Origin of the sequence: Salinicola halophilus (assembly GCF_003206155.1) — a bacterium.
Classification (GTDB): domain Bacteria; phylum Pseudomonadota; class Gammaproteobacteria; order Pseudomonadales; family Halomonadaceae; genus Salinicola; species Salinicola halophilus.
The window spans coordinates 13,334-30,719 of sequence record NZ_PZJV01000007.1 but is presented as its reverse complement, the minus strand read 5'-3'; the positions used below and the strand labels follow the sequence as shown (position 1 = coordinate 30,719).

At 64.3% G+C, this 17,386-nt stretch carries 14 protein-coding genes and 4 tRNA genes; 5 read left to right on the top strand and 13 right to left on the bottom strand.

What is annotated here, in order from left to right; translation table 11 throughout:
- Positions 1-43 precede the first annotated feature (43 nt).
- The 3 genes from DOM33_RS14920 to speA all read left to right on the top strand — a co-directional run bounded on the left by DOM33_RS14920 (position 44) and on the right by speA (position 3,569).
- The gene (locus DOM33_RS14920; protein WP_110670425.1) at positions 44-370 is read left to right on the top strand and encodes a DUF2782 domain-containing protein; all 327 of its coding nucleotides are present in this window, start codon (positions 44-46) and stop codon (positions 368-370) included.
- A gap of 121 nt (positions 371-491) precedes the next feature.
- Positions 492-1,448, top strand: a complete 957-nt coding sequence (locus DOM33_RS14915) for a homoserine kinase (RefSeq protein ID WP_110670423.1) — start codon at positions 492-494, stop codon at positions 1,446-1,448.
- A 213-nt stretch (positions 1,449-1,661) separates the two neighbouring features.
- Positions 1,662-3,569, top strand: a complete 1,908-nt coding sequence (gene speA, locus DOM33_RS14910; RefSeq protein WP_110670421.1) for a biosynthetic arginine decarboxylase — start codon at positions 1,662-1,664, stop codon at positions 3,567-3,569.
- 122 nt (positions 3,570-3,691) lie between these two features.
- Here speA and DOM33_RS14905 read toward each other — a convergent pair whose 3' ends face one another.
- The 7 genes from DOM33_RS14905 to DOM33_RS14875 all read right to left on the bottom strand — a co-directional run bounded on the left by DOM33_RS14905 (position 3,692) and on the right by DOM33_RS14875 (position 11,008).
- Positions 3,692-4,354, bottom strand: a complete 663-nt coding sequence (locus tag DOM33_RS14905) for a fumarylacetoacetate hydrolase family protein (RefSeq protein ID WP_110670419.1) — start codon at positions 4,352-4,354, stop codon at positions 3,692-3,694.
- Between the two features lie 145 nt (positions 4,355-4,499).
- A complete protein-coding gene (gene thpD, locus DOM33_RS14900) occupies positions 4,500-5,447 on the bottom strand; it encodes an ectoine hydroxylase (protein ID WP_110670417.1) in 948 nt (315 codons plus the stop codon).
- Between the two features lie 633 nt (positions 5,448-6,080).
- Positions 6,081-6,356, bottom strand: coding sequence for a hypothetical protein (locus DOM33_RS14895; protein WP_110670415.1), 276 nt, complete (start codon positions 6,354-6,356; stop codon positions 6,081-6,083).
- A 145-nt stretch (positions 6,357-6,501) separates the two neighbouring features.
- On the bottom strand, positions 6,502-7,107 hold the full coding sequence (locus DOM33_RS14890) for a Yip1 family protein (RefSeq protein WP_110670413.1): 606 nt from the start codon (positions 7,105-7,107) through the stop codon (positions 6,502-6,504).
- A 938-nt stretch (positions 7,108-8,045) separates the two neighbouring features.
- Positions 8,046-8,121: transfer RNA gene (locus tag DOM33_RS14885), tRNA-Thr, on the bottom strand.
- A gap of 106 nt (positions 8,122-8,227) precedes the next feature.
- On the bottom strand, positions 8,228-9,757 hold the full coding sequence (locus DOM33_RS14880; RefSeq protein ID WP_110670411.1) for an efflux transporter outer membrane subunit: 1,530 nt from the start codon (positions 9,755-9,757) through the stop codon (positions 8,228-8,230).
- Positions 9,758-9,901: 144 nt separating this feature from the next.
- Positions 9,902-11,008 carry an AI-2E family transporter gene (locus tag DOM33_RS14875; RefSeq protein WP_110670409.1) on the bottom strand — a complete coding sequence of 369 codons (1,107 nt, stop codon included), beginning with the start codon at positions 11,006-11,008 and terminating at the stop codon, positions 9,902-9,904.
- Positions 11,009-11,676: 668 nt separating this feature from the next.
- Between DOM33_RS14875 and DOM33_RS14870 the strand changes: the two genes are divergently transcribed.
- Both DOM33_RS14870 and DOM33_RS14865 read left to right on the top strand, forming a co-directional pair.
- Positions 11,677-11,928: a hypothetical protein gene (locus DOM33_RS14870; RefSeq protein WP_110670407.1), complete on the top strand. Its 252-nt coding sequence runs from the start codon at positions 11,677-11,679 to the stop codon at positions 11,926-11,928.
- Between the two features lie 343 nt (positions 11,929-12,271).
- Positions 12,272-12,748, top strand: a complete 477-nt coding sequence (locus tag DOM33_RS14865; protein WP_110670405.1) for a hypothetical protein — start codon at positions 12,272-12,274, stop codon at positions 12,746-12,748.
- Positions 12,749-12,868: 120 nt separating this feature from the next.
- Here the strand turns inward: DOM33_RS14865 and DOM33_RS14860 are convergent.
- From DOM33_RS14860 to DOM33_RS14835, 6 genes are all read right to left on the bottom strand, one after another.
- A tRNA-Thr gene (locus DOM33_RS14860) sits at positions 12,869-12,944 on the bottom strand.
- 19 nt (positions 12,945-12,963) lie between these two features.
- A tRNA-Gln gene (locus DOM33_RS14855) sits at positions 12,964-13,038 on the bottom strand.
- A gap of 7 nt (positions 13,039-13,045) precedes the next feature.
- Positions 13,046-13,121: transfer RNA gene (locus DOM33_RS14850), tRNA-Phe, on the bottom strand.
- Positions 13,122-13,233: 112 nt separating this feature from the next.
- The gene (locus DOM33_RS14845; RefSeq protein WP_110670403.1) at positions 13,234-13,506 is read right to left on the bottom strand and encodes an oxidative damage protection protein; all 273 of its coding nucleotides are present in this window, start codon (positions 13,504-13,506) and stop codon (positions 13,234-13,236) included.
- 31 nt (positions 13,507-13,537) lie between these two features.
- Positions 13,538-14,614 carry an A/G-specific adenine glycosylase gene (gene mutY, locus DOM33_RS14840; RefSeq protein WP_110670602.1) on the bottom strand — a complete coding sequence of 359 codons (1,077 nt, stop codon included), beginning with the start codon at positions 14,612-14,614 and terminating at the stop codon, positions 13,538-13,540.
- Between the two features lie 188 nt (positions 14,615-14,802).
- On the bottom strand, positions 14,803-17,217 hold the full coding sequence (locus tag DOM33_RS14835) for an AsmA family protein (RefSeq protein WP_110670401.1): 2,415 nt from the start codon (positions 17,215-17,217) through the stop codon (positions 14,803-14,805).
- Positions 17,218-17,386 lie beyond the last annotated feature (169 nt).

The window sequence follows — 17,386 nt, the reverse complement described above, 5'->3', positions numbered from 1 at the left end:
CCGCGCGCTAGAATCGAGGACGTGACTCGCCAGGAGATCGACCATGCATCGAATACCACCGTTTAGCCGACCGCGCCGCCGCGTGCAGGCCGCCGCGTCGGCGATCGTCACGTTCGCCACGCTGATCGTTCTCGCGCTGCCGGCTCAGGCCCAATCTTCGTCACAGCCCCCGCCGACGCCTGAAGTCATGACCATTCAGGAGGCGGGCCAGACGCTGGAGGAGTATCGCGTCGACGGCAGGCTCTACGCGATTCGCGTCACCCCGGCGAGCGGGGCGGCGTATTTTCTGCTCGACACCACCGGCAACGGTAACTTCGAGCGCGTCAATCGGGATCGGGTCGCGGTGCCGGACTGGGTTCGCGACGATTGACGCCGGCGGCGCGCCCCTCGATCGCCACCCGCGGCGGTGAGCGCGCGCGGGCCGAATCGGTAGGAGCGCGGCGGTCGAATCGCTACAATGCGCCCTTTCCGCCCTGCAGATACGAGTTCCCATGGCCGTATTCACTCCTCTGAACGCCGACCAGGTCGTCCCTTTCCTCGACGAGTTCGCCATCGGCGAGCTGGTGACGCTCGAAGGCGTGGCCCACGGCACCGAGAACAGCACGTTTTTCGTCACCACCGATCAGGGCGAGTGGGTGCTCACGCTGTTCGAGCAGGGGGAGTTCGAGGATCTGCCCTTTTTCGTCGATCTGCTGGACTATTTGGCGGCAGCGAATCTGCCGGTACCGGGCCCGATCCACGACCGCCAGGGCGTAGCCCTGAAGCGCCTCGCCGGTCGCCCCGCCCTGCTCTTTCCCAAGATGCCGGGGAGCCACCCGAGCGCGCCGAATCTCGCGCAGTGCGAAGCGCTCGGCAACGCCTTCGGACGGATGCACGCGGTTTCGCGCGATTTCTCCGGTGAGCGCCCCAATCCGCGGGATCTCGGCTATCTGCAGCGTCGCCATACCGAAGTCCTGGCGTTTCTGAGTGCGGACGATCAGGCGCTGATGCGCGAGGAGATCGCCCACTACGCCGAGGCGTTCGCCGGCGCCGCGCTGCCCCGGGGGGCGATCCACGGCGATCTCTTTCGCGACAACACGCTGTACGACGGCGACCGCCTCGGCGGCATCATCGACTTCTACAACGGCTGCACCGGCGATCTATTGTTCGATCTGGCGATCGTGATCAACGACTGGGCAAGCAACGCCGACGGCGAGATCGACGAGGCGCGCTATCAGGCGATTCTTTCGGCGTATCTCGCCCACCGCCCGCTGAGCGAAACCGAGCGAGCGCTGTGGCCGAGCATGCTGCGCCTGACCGCGCTGCGCTACTGGCTCTCCCGGCTGCTGGTGATCCACGTCGACCCGCCGGCCCACGACATCACGCCCCACGACCCGGCGCGCTTTCGCACCCTGCTGGGCCGCCGGCGCGAGGGGCGCATCCCACCGCTGCCCGCCGCTGCCGGGTAACGCCCGGCGTGTCTGCCGATGGCGCGGACGCCAGCTGGCTGCGCTGTCGGCGTCTCATGCCGGACCACCGCGCTGGAGCGGCCCGCCACGTGCTGTTCATCCTGGATTGGCGGTAGTCGCAGCCGGGCTGCCCCTGCATAATGCGCGCCATTGCGCCCCGGCCTTTGGCATGCACGACGCCGGGTTACCACCGCCGGTCGACCGGAGAGTGCCATGACGATTTCTTCCCCCGCCGCCGAGGCGCGCCGCACCTACAACATCGACCAGTGGGGCAGCGGCTACTTCGACGTCGACGATCAGGGCCGCACCCTGGTGCGCCCGCTGGGTAGCGAAACGCCCGGCCCGAGCCTGGTGCTCGACACGCTGGTGGATCGCCTGCGCGAGGCCGGCCTGCGCCTGCCAGTGCTGGTACGTTTCATCGACATCCTTCACGACCGGGTCGAACAGCTCTGCATGGCGTTCGATCAGGCGATGCGCGAGGAGCAGTACCGCGGCAGCTACACCGCCGTCTACCCGATCAAGGTCAATCAGCAGCGCCGGGTGGTCGAGGAGATTCTGGCGACCCAGGAGCGCGGCCACGGTCGGGTGGGACTGGAAGCCGGCAGCAAGCCGGAGCTGATGGCGGTGCTGGCGCTTTCCGGCGACGGTCCGTCGGTGATCATCTGCAACGGCTACAAGGATCGCGAGTACATCCGCCTCGCTCTGATGGGCGAGAAGCTCGGCCACAAGGTCTACCTGGTGGTGGAGAAGTACTCGGAGCTGTCGCTGATCCTCGAGGAGTCGGCGAACCTCAACGTCACCCCGCGCATCGGCGTACGCGCCCGCCTCTCCTCCGTTGGCAAGGGCAAGTGGCAGGACACCGGTGGCGAAAAGTCCAAGTTCGGTCTCACTGCCGGGCAGATCCTGACCATCGTCGAGCGGCTGCGTGACGCCGATGCGCTGGGGAGCCTGCAGCTGGTTCACTTTCACCTCGGCTCGCAGATCGCCAACATCCGCGACATCCAGCGCGGCCTGCGCGAGTGCGCCCGCTTCTACCACAGCCTGCGCGACGTCGGCGCGCCTGTGGATACGGTCGACGTCGGCGGCGGCCTGGGCGTGGACTACGAAGGCACCCGCTCGCGCAGCTTCTGCTCGATCAACTACTCGATGCGCGAATACGCCAGCAACGTGGTGTGGGCGTTTCGTCAGATCTGCGATATCCACGATCTGCCGCACCCGCGGATCATCTCCGAATCCGGCCGCGCCCTGACCGCCCACCACGCAGTGCTGGTGACCAACGTGATCGGCGAGGAGCGCCTGAGCCATCAGGTGCCGGAGCGCCGCGCCGAGGGAGATGCCAACGTCGACGAGCTATGGCGCGTCTTCGACCGGCTCGAAGGCATGCGCGAGCCACGGGATCTGGTCGAGGCCTACCACGACGTGGTGCAGGCGGTGGGCGAGCTGCAGGATCACTTCGTGCTCGGCCTGGTCGACATTCAGACCCGCGCCGAGGGCGAGTCGGTCTACTTCGCCGCCTGCCAGCGCCTGCTCGAACGGCTCGACAACCGCAACCGCGCCCACCGCGAGATCGCCGACGAGCTTGCCGAGAAGCTCGCCGACAAGCTGTTCGTCAACTTCTCGCTGTTCCAGTCGCTACCGGACGTCTGGGGGATCGATCAGGTCTTCCCGGTGCTGCCGCTGACGGGGCTCGAGCGCCCGCCGACGCGCCGCGGCGTGATTCAGGACATCACCTGCGACTCCGACGGCCGGATCGACCTCTACGTCGACGGCCAGGGGCTCGAGAGCACGCTGCCGCTGCCGGAGTGGGAAGACGACGACGACAAGCTGCTGGGGCTGTTCCTGGTCGGCGCCTATCAGGAGATTCTGGGCGACCTGCACAACCTGTTCGGCGATACCGACTCGGTGGACGTGGCGCTCGACGCCAACGGCGACTGGCAGCTCTCCCACGTGCAGCAGGGGGACGCCGTCGCCGACGTCCTGGGCTACGTCAACTTTGACGCCGAGGCGCTCAAGCGCCAGCTCACCCAGCAGCTGATCGCCAGCTCCCTGAGCGCCGAAGAGCGGGTGCAGTTCGTCGAGGAGCTTTCCGCGGGGCTGAGCGGCTACACCTATCTGGAATGACGGTCTTGGATGACCGAGCCGGCGTAACGCTTCTCAAAACGACAAAGCCAGCGACTACGGTCGCTGGCTTTTTTTGTGCCGCCTCTTGTATGTGCCCCTTGTCCGTAGGGCTCATCGGTGCCCTATCGAGTCTGCGTGACCGCTTCCAGCCCAAGCGAGAGCGCCAGCGACAGCTCGGCGTTTCTCGGTAGCGCGCCGACGCCGGAGGGCGTGCCGGTCAGCACCACGTCTCCCGGCTCCAGGGTGAAGGTGCGTGTCATCTCTTCGAGCAGCGCGGGGATGTCGAAGAGCATGTCGCCGGTGTCGCCGGTCTGCTGGCGCTTGCCGTCGATATCCAGCCGAAAACCGAGCGCGCGCCAGTCGATCCCGGCGGGTACCGGCACGAAACGCGACAGCGGACAGGCGCCGTCGAACCCCTTGGCCCGCTCCCACGGGTGGCCCTTCTCCTTGAGCGCGGACTGCACGTCGCGCAGGGTGAGATCCAGCGCCAGCCCGCCCCCCACGATGCCCGCCAGCGCCTGCTCGCCGGAGACCCGGCTCAGCCGCTCGCCGACCAGCAGGGCCAGCTCGGTCTCGAAGTGGACCTCGCCGTGGTCGAACTGCGCGGCGATCGGCGTCTCGAGCTCCACTGCACTGGTCGCCGGCTTGATGAACAGCAGCGGCGCGCTCGGCACCGGGTTGTCGAGTTCCTTGGCGTGTTCGGCGTAGTTGCGGCCGACGCAGAGAATCTTGCCCAGCGCCAGGCCGGTCTCCCTACCGTCGATGAAGCGGGTGGTCATGGACATGCGGTGCTCTCCACTGAGTTCTCGAAAACCGGTCGCTGCGGCGTCGCCCTGCGCGGCACGAAAAAACCGCCGCCGGCGGTGACTCTCGAGTCTACCCCCGGCGGCGGTTCGTGGCATCAAACGCGAGACGCTCGCGCCGTCGCGGTCAGTGCTGGCCCGGCTGCGGCGCCCACTCTTCGTCCGGCTGGTGCGCCAGGAAGGAGGGACGCGACTGCCTGGCGGCGAACGGCTCCACGCAGGCGTTATCACGACGGTTGTAGACGAAGAACGCATTGCTGCGCGGGTCCGGTGACATGTTGGCGTTGGAGCCGTGCAGCGTGTTGCAGTCGAACATGAGCAGCCCGCCTGCGGCCCCGGTGGGCGCCTGGATGCCGTTTCGCTCGATCAGCTCGCGCAGCGCGTCGTTGCTCGGCACGCCGACTTCCTGCTGCTTGAGCGACTGCTTGTGGTTCTCGTCCGGCGTTTCGCCCAGGCAGTGGACGAAGCACTTGTGCGACCCCGGAATCAGCATCAACGGGCCGTTGAAGTGATGATTGTCGGTCAGCACGATGGAGGCGCTGATGGCGTGCATCTCCGGCATGCCGTCTTCGGCGTGCCAGGTCTCGAAGTCCGAGTGCCAGTCGAACCCCTTGCCGTGAAAGCCGGGCTTGTAGTTGATGCGCGACTGGTGCACGTAAACGTCCCCGCCGACGATCTGGCGCGCACGGCCCATCAGGCGGGCATCGTTGGCGAGCCTGTCGAACCGTTCGGAAAGATGGTGCACCGCGAACAGCGAGCGGATCTCGCGGCTGCCGGACTCGGTGATCGCGAAGTCTCGATCCAGGAAGTCCGGACGTGCCAGCAGCGCGGCCAGCTCGGCGTTGAGCGCTTCGAGCTCGTTCGGCTCGAGAAAGTCGGGTTCGAAGAGAAAGCCGTCGCGCTCGAAACCCTCGAGCTGCTCGCGAGTTAGCGGGCCGTCCAGATGATGCCCCTTGACCACCGCTTCCTGGCGGTCTTGCCATAGCGTGGTCGGGGTGTGGCTCAGGCGTGTCGGATAGCGATCCTGCTTCGTCGACGCCGGTGAAAATTGGGGGGATGCGGTCTGTACTGACATCCAATCACCTCCAAGTTTGTGATCAGGTTTCAGATCCAGTCCTCGGCCAGAAGGCCGCCAGATTGGCTAGAGGTTCGAAGGACCCTCGCTGTCGATAGGTATGAAATTTCAGCGTAGGTCGGGCTGAAGGCCTCGCCACTCGCCTTTCGTCCCGCTCCACGGCGCTCACGGTGTCAGGGGGAAATCCCCCCGGCGATAACTCAGATCAACTCGTGTCTCGCCGTCAAGGGTTTCGTGCAAGCGTGACGGGTAGCGCGCACTCCCCCGCCATACGGCGCTGGGAAGAGCCTCGTGCAGCATCCGCCACCGGTGACAGGGCAATCGTCGCGCCGGTACGGTCATGGCGACTGGTGCCACCAACGAAAACGCCCCGCACGAATGTACGGGGCGTCGGTCCTGCAAAGGGCCGTGACGTCAACGGCAAGACCCTCGGTCAGCGTGCCAAAAGCGCTGGCTTTCACGGCCCTCGCGGTCCGCATGTCCTTGGCGATGAAACGATCCTGTTTCTTCTGTCCTGGCGAGCGTCCCTCCGTGGAACGACGACTAGCCTAGGGCTTTCATGAATAAGCAAAAATGATTCAGGCTAAATATCGCTTTTATCTTGTTACGGCTTGTAAAGGAAATGCCGCCGAGTCAGCGAGAAGCATCTTCTGGTTTGCCGTGTTTCTGACCGCTGTCGTCGCTTTCGCGGGGTGATTCGTGCCCGGGCGTCGCGATGCGTTGGTAGGGCGTCATCGGCTCTATCACGGGATCGGCATAGAACGAGCGAAACGGCTCGGCGATGAGCGGCGCGCGCCGCTTCGGCACGTCACCGAAGGCGCAGCGGAAATCGTTGCAGCCGGAAGCGCTGGCGCCGGCATCGAGGCTTGCGAGGCAGGCAAACAACGTCAGATACACAATGGCTCTCATGGGGAACCCTCGACGGGGCGCGCAAGGTGGTTGAACGGATCACTTGCCGCTCAGTCTACGCGCCGGCGACGAACGCCCTTGGGTGAAATTTCTGCCACTCGACCGATGGCCGCTCTTGTTCCGGCGGCCACCGGGCCGCTTCCCTTCAGAATAGTTCAGCGCCGTAGCCGCCCATCAACACAGTGATCGCCAGCAGCGCCTCAAGCACCAGCACACCGATGGCGAGCCAGGCGCCTGCCGCTTGAATGCCCGACTGCTGATCGATCTCCAGGAAGTACGGCAGCCCGATGAACACGAGGTAGGCGGTATAGCAAAGCCCGATGATGCCCGCGAGCAGGCAGAGCCAGATCAGCGGGTAGAGCGCCACGATGCCGCTGAGAAAGAGCGGCGTCGCCATGTACCCGGCAAAGACCGTACAGCGGTGGGCACTGGGCCGCGAATCGAACCGCTTCGCCAGCCAGTGAATGGCGCGTCCCATGAAGAAGACCGCCGCCAGGATCAACCCGTAGAACACCACCGCGAGCAGTAGCGCCGTACCCAGGCTGAGCTGAACCCGCTCATCCTGCCCCTGTAAATTCTGACCGAAGTGCCAGCCCACCACCGTGGTGCCGATCAGCGAGCAGATGACCGGAATGGCCGCGAGCACCAGTACGTGGGAGCCGTAGAGCTGCTTGACGCTCTCGTTCTCACTGCTGATTTTCTGCCATTCCCGCTTGGGATGGGCAATCAAGCCCCAGACGTGATGAATCATTGTCGACCTCCTCATCGCCACCGCAGCGGCGCGACTTCTTGGCGTGACATCCGTACTCGATGGGCCTCTTCCACAGGCCCACCTAAACTTGACTGTAGTTAAAATTCGCCGGCGAACGCGGGGGGAGTACGAAAACTTCAGCGGATCTTTTAGCCCAGCGACGCCGTGGGCGGCGTCTGGCGCTCGGCCCTGTCGTTACGAAACCTATCCAGCGAAATCAGGCGAGATTTCACCGGTAGGGGGTAACGATGAGACGGTCAGCAATAGGCGAACGGCAGGCGGAGCCAGAGGCATGCGAATATCGCAAAGATGGAAGTGGGCGTAGGGCTTCGATTTTTTGCTCGAACCCGAATTATGCTTAAGATAAAGCCATGTTCCTAAACGTTTTTCTGAGATACACTCAGTAACGGGCAGCGACCAAGAGTCTCGCCCGCTTGTAGGGCTTGTTAGACTTCTTGGGCCTGCGACCGCTTCCCGCTGTAACGACCGTCTCGAGGCTGACGATACGTGTAGCGGGGCTTTTATCGGCCGGCAGCGCTCATGACCTTCCCCGTTCGCACGGCATCTCTCCGCAACCTCCTCTCAGCATGACGACGCATTCGAGTACGAACGCACTGGATGGGCCCGTCACCGACACTGGCATGACCCCTGCCGATAGACTTCGTCTATCGCGTCGCTTTATCGATTCATGACGATAGCGCGGTCACGAATCCGTTGCGCGCCAGATTCGACCTCACGAACGAGATTGTCCTTCTGCACCCGGCATGGCGCGTTTCGGCGATTCAGTCAGCGGCAACGTCCTCGCTACGACGAGAATTCGTACCTAGTGCCTGGCGCGTGGAGGCTGCGGAAAATGGCGCGGAGGGAGAAGAACCCAATGCAGAAAGCCGCTGTAGAAGCGACTTTTGAAATCGATCTCGCGGGGATGCGAGAAAACCTGGTGCCGATGAGTGGACTCGAACCACCGACCTACGCATTACGAATGCGTTGCTCTGCCAGCTGAGCTACATCGGCCAGGCGGCGCCTATCATAATCAGCCAGGCGGACGGGAACAAGCGTTGCCGCCCGCCGGGCCGGTCGTTCGCGACACACCGCCTGCCAAGCGATGTGCAGACACGCGTCACGGAGTGGGCCGAGTATCGGTGGCCGAGATCGCCATGGGATCGGGAGCACTGGGGAAACCGCCCGCCTCATGGGGTACCGCGAGATCGAGCTTCAGCCCGCCGCCGAGCGCCTGCACCAGCTGGATGGAGCGGTCGAGCTGCTGGGTCGCGAGCTGGGAGAGACCCTGTTCGGCGGACAGTAGCTGCTGCTCGCTGCTGAGCACGTCGAGATAGTTGGCGAGCCCGGCGCTGTAACGCTCTTCGGCCAGCCCGTAGGCGGCGAGCGCGTTGTCGTAGGCGCGGCGCTGGCTCTGGCGCTGATCGGCAATGGAGCGAAGCGTGGTGATGTCGTCGGCGACCTCGCCAACCGCGGACACCAGCGACTGATTGTACTGGGCGACGGCGAGGTCGTAGTCGGCGTCGGTGCTTTCCAGACTGGCGCGCAGACGCCCGGCGTCGAAGATCGGCAGGGAGATGGCCGGCGTTACGCTGGCCGATTTCGCGGCGTCGCTGAAGAAGTAATCTCCCGCCGGCGACTGGAATCCGGCCATCGCCGATAGATTGATGTTGGGATAGAACTTTGCCTTGGCCTGTTTGATGCGCTGCGACGAGGCCTCCACTCGCCAGCGGGCGGCGACGATGTCGGGTCGGTTGCCGATCAGCTCGGCGGGCACGACGCTGGGAAGCGCGTCGATGGCCGGCGTGAGGGTTTCCGGACGCGCAATCTCTTCCCCGCGATCCGGCCCCTTGCCGAGCAGAATCGCCAGGGATATCCGGCTGCTGCGGATCGCCTGCTCGGCGGATTCCAGCGACTGGCGGGCGTTGTCGACGGTCACGCTCGACTGCAGGCTCTGGGTCGCGTTGTCGAGCCCGGCACGCAGCAGCTCCTGATTGATGTCGTCGATGCGACGGGCACGGTCGAGCTGGCGCTGGGCGATATCGCGGCTGCGGTAGGCGTCGGCCAGATCGATGTAGGACCGAGCGACGTTGACCGAGAGCGTCAGCGCCGACGCGCGGTACTCGATCTCCTGCGCTCGCGCTTCACCAAGCGCTGCTGCCCAAGCAGCGCGACTGCCGCCCCACAGGTCGAGGTCGTAGTTGAACGACAGCGAAAGCTTGCGCGAGGTGGAGTAGAAACCACCGACACCCTTGGGATCTTCCACTTCCGAGACGCGCGAGCGCGATATCTGACTCGAGCCGTCGACCGTCGGGAACAGACCGGCCCGAGCGGAGGCAATGGCGGCATTGGCGGAACGCAGCCGGGCGCGTGCGACCTCGACGTCCGGCGAGTCGCGCAGGGCCTCTTCGATCAGGTCGTCGAGCACCGGGTCGCCGAGCTGATTCCACCAGTCGACTTCGGGCCAGGCGGCGGGCGAGATGGGTGTCTCACCCAGCACCTGCTGGACGCTGAGCTGGCTGATCGGTTGCAGCCGCCCCTGCGGCTCGATGCCGGCGTAGTTGGCACAACCGGCCAAGCCGAGGCTCGCAATGACACCCATGACGATGCCGGCGAGTGCTCGTCGGTGCGGCCTTGCTCTCGATGACATCCCTGCCCTCATTGACACAAACGGTACGGTCCGAGCGCCGCCCCAGCGTACCTCGATGGCCAGCGTACGACGCCTCATAAGTTTAATTAGCATTCTAACAAGATTCTCGACCCGACGGGAACGCCGATGCGCGTTCGACGTCGATCAGCGATCGCGTAGCTCGAAGGGGATCTCGGGGGCGAGTTGGCGGGCCCCGTTTTCATCCTCGGCCTCTTTCTCGCTACGAAAGAGCGACCAGGCGACGATGAACAGCGCCGCGATGAGCGGCCCCAATACGAAACCGTTGATGCCCATCAAGGTCATTCCGCCCACGGTCGAGATGAGTACCACGTAGTCGGGTAGCTTGGTCTCCTTACCGACCAGCGGCGGGCGCAGGAGGTTGTCGACAAGGCCGATCACCACCACGCCGACGAAGATGAGGATGCCACCTCGAAGGTAATCGCCACTAATCAGCAGGTAGGCGGCGACCGGCACCCAGATGATCGCCGAGCCGATCGCCGGCAGCAGAGAAAGAAACGCCATCAGAACGCCCCACAGCAGCGCCGCCTCGATGCCCAGCAGCCAGAACGTTACCCCGCCGATGGCGCCCTGGACGACGGCAATGATCACGTTGCCCTTGACCGTGGCGCGCACGACGGCGGTGAACTTCTCGATCAGCCGGTGGGTGTAGGTGTCGCTCAACGGCGCAGTGGCGCGAATCTGGTGGCCGAGCGAGCGCCCGTCACGAAACAGGAAGAACAGCAGATAGAGCATGATGCCGGTGCTGATCAGAAACTGCAGGGTGTTCTGCCCGATGCTCAACACGCGAGTCGCGATCAGCTGGCTCCCCTGTTGCAGCGCCGAGGAGAGGCGGTCGCCGAGATCGCTGAGGCTACCCAGGCCGGCATCGCCGAACTGATCCCGCATCACACTCGGCATGGCAGCCTGAAACTGGGCGAGATAGGCGTTGAAGTCGATGTCGCCGCTGTCGACCCGCTGATAGACGCTGGCGCCTTCGCGCACCAAGGAGGCGAAGATCAGCGTTACCGGGATCACGACGATGAAAAAACACGCCATGACGCTGAGAAAGGCGGCGGTATTACGCCGACCGCCCAGCTTGCGCTCGAGACGGCGAAACATAGGCTGGAACAGAATGGCGAGAATGACCGCCCATAGCACGGCGCCATAGAACGGCAGCAGTAGCCAAACGAAAGCGATCGATACCGCTGTCAGCAGAAAGATGAAGGCTCGATGCTGGCTAGACGAGTTCATTGGCGCCCCCGACGCGCTGAAGAGAGCGATAGCATAACGCGTCGACGGTGGGCGATACCGATAAATCGGGAGGAAGGACGCCGGGTTCGATAGCTGAAGCTGGCAAGCCGATAGGAACGTCTGGACTGGCTACGTGCTGTGGCTCGGGACGGTGCAGGCCAACATGATGGAGAGCGACGTTGCGAGGAGGGTGTTCGCGCATCGAAGATCGGAGAGCGCTGGGCCTCACGGCGAAGCGCTCGGTCTGACTGGCGATTCCCTGCCATTGTACAGAGCTTCCTGCTCTCGACGTCACTGTCACTTCTTTGGCGTCCCTGCCCTTCCTTCATACGGATTGCACATGACAGCATCGTGTCATCCAGATGCCGTTTCCATGACGTCTCCAGAATTCGCTAACCCAATGTCCCTGCTAAAAAATTTGGCTCACTCGGCGCCGGTTCTCGAGCGAGCGAATTCAACGCGTTAGCCTCCTGAATTTAACCTGAGGCAAGCAAAAGCTAAAAATCCTTTGGTACAACACTTGTACACGGCCAATGGATATGCAAAATTGCAGTCATCGCCGGCCAAGAAGGCCAGCAGCGAACGGGATACCCCGGACGCAACCGGCAAGGATTGCCAACACTCAACCGACCAGGACGGTCGGACTGGAAAGCCAAGGAGGGCTGACCATGCAACACCAAATCTCCTGCACTCGCTGCGGTAACGTACAATCCCCCGTCACCAATACCGAATGCGCCTGGGAAGAGATCAACTGCATCGAATGCGGCGAATTCCTCGACACCTACGGCCATTGGGAAGATTCAGTCTCCCCCAGCTATTTGATTCAGACCCTGAACCGCTCTCGCATGCTGACTCTTCAGATGGCGCGCGAGTCTCGCCCGGTCAACGACTACCGCGTAGGAGACAGGGTCTCGGCATGATGAAGGTCTCGCTGGATTTGACCTGCTCGGTTTGCGGCCACGGCCAGTTCCGACTGCCGAATCGCCCCGAGGAAGGTTCAAAGGTGTGCTGCGCCAACTGTACGGCTTTCAAATGTCACACGATGGATCTGGAGCGCGCGCTGATGGCCATTGGCCAACCGCGCCCCACACCGCAGCCCTCTATTGCGGCGTAGCTTGCCCGCCGACTGGAAAAACCGCCCAATGTGGCGGTTTTTTATTGCCTGAAATAACTGTGGGCGCCCCAATGGCGACGACTACACTTTGAAACCCCTTCCAGCGGTCAGCCGGCACCGAGGGATTCATAACGACAAGGACGAACGTCATGGCAGATATCGAACAGCTCAAACAGCGGATCAAGGACGCCGTCGCCGCAAGCCAGGAGGAGCGACGTGAGCTCGAGGCCTCACTGAATACCAAGCGGGCGGACCTGAACACGCTGCAGTCGCAGATCGAAACCTGGGTGAAAGAACTCGACCTGGATCAGTCCAATATTCAGTACACGGCGCGGGAACACGTACTGGAGAAGTTCAGCGAAACCTACCGACTCGAGCTCAACGACCAGGTGATCGACCTGGGCGCCTGCAAGATTCACGTGCGCCCGGAGGATGGGTTCCTGGATACCGGCAGAACTCTACTGTTCGCGACCAGCGACGAGGACGACGTCAAGGAGATCATCGAGTCCGATGGCGAGCACTACATCTCGGATCTGCAGTTCGGTCACAAGCGCCATCTTTCTCAGTACGACACGCTGACCGAAGAGATCTTCTACAAGCTGCTCTATGCCTGGCTGAAGCTGTAGGCGCCATTCAGGCATAGAGTCGATGCCACTTCGCCATCGCCGCCGTAGAAACGAAAAAACCGCCTCGATGGGCGGTTTTCTGCAAGGCTGACATCAGCCTTCATGTTCATCTCTAAGCTCTGGTGCCGACACCAGGAGTCGAACCCGGGACCTACTGATTACAAGTCAGTTGCTCTACCAACTGAGCTATGTCGGCGAGCTAGAGACGTTGGCGATGGCTGGGGCAGCAGGATTCGAACCTGCGCATACCGCTACCAAAAAGCGGTGCCTTACCACTTGGCGATGCCCCAGCAATGATGGTGGCCAGAGACGGAATCGAACCGCCGACACGGGGATTTTCAATCCCCTGCTCTACCGACTGAGCTATCTGGCCGTTGCCAACGGGGACGCATTAAACCAACAAGCCGTTTCGGGGTCAAGCCTTTTATTTCAAAAAGATGAGACCGGCTTCCCGGTGGCGTCGAAGGCCGGCCTCGCCGCCGAAATCACTCGCTCGGCGGCACGTACCCTTCCGCGCGATCGGTATCGCGATTATCGAGAAAGCGCTCCATCTGGTCGAGCAGATAAGCCCGGTTTTCGGGGTCGAGCATATTGAGATGCTTTTCGTTGATCAGCCGCGTCTGCTGCGCCTGCCATTCGTCCCACGCCTGCTTGGAGACCGTCTGCTGGATCTCCTGGCCCTTCGCGCCGGGCAGCGGTGGAAAGGGGAGCGCCTCGAGCTCCTGTTGATACTTGCGGCAGAAAACCGTCTGCGCCATGGGTCGTCTCCTGTGACGTGTGTCGATGAGTCTAGTCGTTGAGCAGCGGCGCCTGGGCCACCTTGCTCAATAGCGTCTTGACCGGCGCGGCGAGTCCGATGTCGCCGACGTCGTCGGGGTCGATCCAGCGCGTCGTCGCTTCCCCGACCGCTTGGCTGGCGCTCGGTGCGTCGATTCGCGCCGGCCGCGGGATGATCTCCAGTCTGAAGTGCGTAAAGGTGTGTACGAAAGGCCGCCACGGCTCGCTGAGATGCACGCCAGGGTAGTGGCATGCCAGCCAGTCGTGCAGCGCGGCCTCATCATCGAACTGGGGAAAGCCCCACAGGCCACCCCAGAGACCGCTCGGCGGACGCTTCTCCAGCAGAACACGCCCTGCGTCATCGCGCAGCAGCAGCATCTGCGTCTGTCGCGTCGGCAGCGCTCGCTTGGGCTTGCTGCCGGGGTATTGCCGCTCTTCACCCCGGGCGTGGGCGACACAGACGTCCTCGAAGGGGCAGAGCAGACAGCTCGGCTTGCCCCGGGTGCAGATCATCGCCCCCAGGTCCATCATCGCCTGGGTGTAGTCCGCCGCGCGTTCGTCCGGCGTGTAGCGCTCCGCCAGCGTCCAGAGCGTGGCCGCGACCTCGTTTCGCCCCGGCCAGCCTTCGACCGCATGCAGCCTTGCCAGCACGCGCTTGACGTTGCCATCCAGGATCGCGGCGCGCCGGCCGGTGCTGATGCTGACGATCGCCCCCGCGGTGGAGCGGCCGATGCCCGGCAGCGCGGTCATGGCGTCGAGGTCGTGGGTGGGGAAGATGCCGTCGTGGTCGGCCACCACGGCCTGCGCCGCCTTGTGCAGGTTTCGCGCTCGCGCGTAGTAACCGAGCCCCGTCCAGAGACTCAGCACCTCGTCCTGCGATCCCGCCGCCAGCGACTCGACGTCGGGAAAGCGCCCCATGAAGCGCTCGAAGTAGGGAATGACGGTGGCGACCTGGGTCTGCTGCAGCATGATCTCGGAGACCCAGACGCGATAGGCGGTCTTGTCGTACTGCCACGGCAGCGATTTTCGCCCGTGCAGGTCGAACCAGGTGAAGACGCGCTGTCGAAACGCCTCCACCGACAGATCCATCTCGGCCAAACGGCACCTCTTAACAAAGATTGTCAGGCCGGCGAACGCGAGCGAATGAGCGCTCGCCGACGAAGTCATGACATCGAGAGAACGGGACGTGAGAGGCCCGTCACGTACGGCAGACAACGGCCAGGTAATGGCGGAAGCGCCAACGGACGTCGGCGCAGAGACTGGCGCTTCGCTCAGGCTCAGTCGAATAGACCCCGGATACGATCGCCGAGCTCCCGAGAGGCCCCCTCGCCCAGCGCGTCGTCGATCTTGTTTCGGGTATCGTCGTCGAGAGTCTCGTCGAGCGCACTGCTCACCCGTTCGCCGGCACGCTGACGCAGCTCATTGCCGGCGAGCGATGCCAGTCGTTTCCCCAGCAGCTCGCGGTCGATGCCACACCACTCCCCCGGCGCGCCACCCAGATCGCCTCGACAGCGGACCGGAAAGGCGACCCGCGAAAGCGGCTCGCTCACCGGGCAGACCGCTTCGTCGGCAGTGTCGGTAAAGCGGGCATCGGCGCGGTAGTCGATTCGGCGGTCGATCAGATCGACGTCGCCCCGTCCCGTCAGCGAGACACCGGGAATGGCGATATCCAGATCGTCGTTGTGGACCCGCCCTTCATCGACACTGACGCTGGCGCGAAGCCGGTCGAAGGCGGTGTCCTCGCGCCACTCCCGATTCGACTCGCGCCCCTGTAGCGCCGCCGCGGCCATACAGAGCTGACGCGAGACGTTGACGTCGAGCATGGCACCGTCGTCGATGCTCAGGGCAGCCTGACCTTCGAGGTGGCGCTTGAGCCCTTCGAGCGTGTTGGTACGCGAATCGAAGTCGCCCTGCAGATCGAGACGGCCGCGCAAGGGCGATGGCTTGCCGCTGATCGCCTCGACGAGCGGCGCGACCTCGCTGCCCGCCAGCCGCTGGGTGAAAGACCATTCGATCGGCGTCCTGCGTAGATTCAGCGCACTGGCCGCTTCCAGCGTACCGCCGTAGAGCGACGCCTCGAGGGTGTCGATGCGCTGGCGACCGTCACTGCCGCTGGTCTCCAACGTCACGTCGTTGAGCATTGCGCCTTTCAGCTTCAGCGCTTCCAGCGTCAGACGTCCCTGCTGTCGCAGTTCGGCGAGCCATGCCACCGGTAGTAGCTCGACCTGTTCCGCAGCGGCCATGACCGGGGCCACGCCGAGCGCCCCGAGCCAGGCCGTCTCGGTGGGCTGATCCTGGGTCGCAGCCGCCGGCACCGCCCCGTCAGGGTCGAGGTAGGCATCCAGATCGAGGCGGTCGCCGGCAAGGTCGAACTGGAGCGCGCGGCCGTCGAAGCGGGCCCCGAGCGCGCCTTCGAAAGCGGTATCGTCGAGCGTCAGGTCGAGATCCTCGAAATCGACCCGGGAGAGATCGCCACGGAAATTGGCGTTCGCGGCCAGAGCGGTCAGCGCCTCGGCGTCGGCGGTATCGACGTCGAGGCCGAAACGGATCAACCAGTCTCGCAGCGCCAGCGGCGCCAGCGCCATCCGCCCGTCATAGGTGGGCTCGTCTCCGAGATCGATGAAGGTCGCGCTACCGGTGAGATCGAGGCCGTCGTCGCCGGTGAGTGCGACGTTGGCAAGCCGCGCCGTCTGCGCCTCGAGGTCGGTCTCGGCATCGAGCTTGAGCGTCAACGACAGCGGCGACTCTTCCAACTGGGAGAGGGAGAGCCCGGCGTCGAGCTGAACGCCGTCGGCGCGGTACTGGCGATTGCGGGTGTCCGCAAGCAGGTTGGCGATCTTGAGCGAGAGCGTCTGCGGCGCCTCGGCCACCTCGGGCAGGCGGGCGTTGCCGTCCAGCGTGACGTTCTCGAAGGTGTAGCGCTCGGCGGCAAGATCCATGCTCATGCGCGCCTTGGATTGCACGTGCCCCTCGAGGCGCGGCGCGACGCCGGAGACGTCGAAGGCGAGCTGGACGGGGAACGGCGCGCGCGGGCTGACGTTGGTACCGGTGAGGCTCAGGTCGTCGAGCGTGACGTCGAGGGCGCGTGCGCTATCGGTCTCGCCGTCCGTCGCGCCGCCAAGATCGACATCGCGAAGATCGACATAGTGCACGCGGCTGTTCTCGACCTTGACGCTGGCGACATCGAACGCCACCGGCTTGTCCTCGCTCGAACTCAGCCCCGGACCCGCTGTCGCGGGGCGGGGGGCGTCGGCGGTATCGCCCTCGGCATCGTTCTCGGCAAGGCGGTCGAGCAGCACCTGCCAGTTGCCCCGCCCATCGGCCCCCCGTACGAGACTCAGGCGCATGCCGTCGAGGATCAGGCCATCGACGGCGACATCGCCGGTGAGCAGCGGCGCGAAGGCGACGCTCACCTCGGCGCGATCGAAGCCGACGAACGGCTCGTCGTCGCGAGACTGCTCGGGCAACCACGCCTCGGCGTCTTCGACGCTGACGCCGATCCGGGGGTAGAAACTCCACGAGAGTGGCCCGTCGAGGCGAAGCTCCAGCCCGCTCTGCTCGCGAACGGCCTGGACCAGCCGGGGCTTGAGATCGTTGGGATCGAAAAACGTCGTGATGTAGACCACCGCCACGACGACGAGAATGCCGAGAACCCCTACCGCCGCCAGCAGCGCTCTGATCAGCCCTTTCATGCCGCGCCCTCCCGCCCGCTAGCCGAGCAGGTCGTGCCCCCGACGGGGAACGGGATGGGCTGACTCCGGTGATTCGACTCGATCGCGCGCGCGGCTTGCGGCATGCCTCCTGCTACCCCCTGTCCATGGAACGGCCCGGCCCAGGCCGCTCTGCAATCCCGCCATTGTA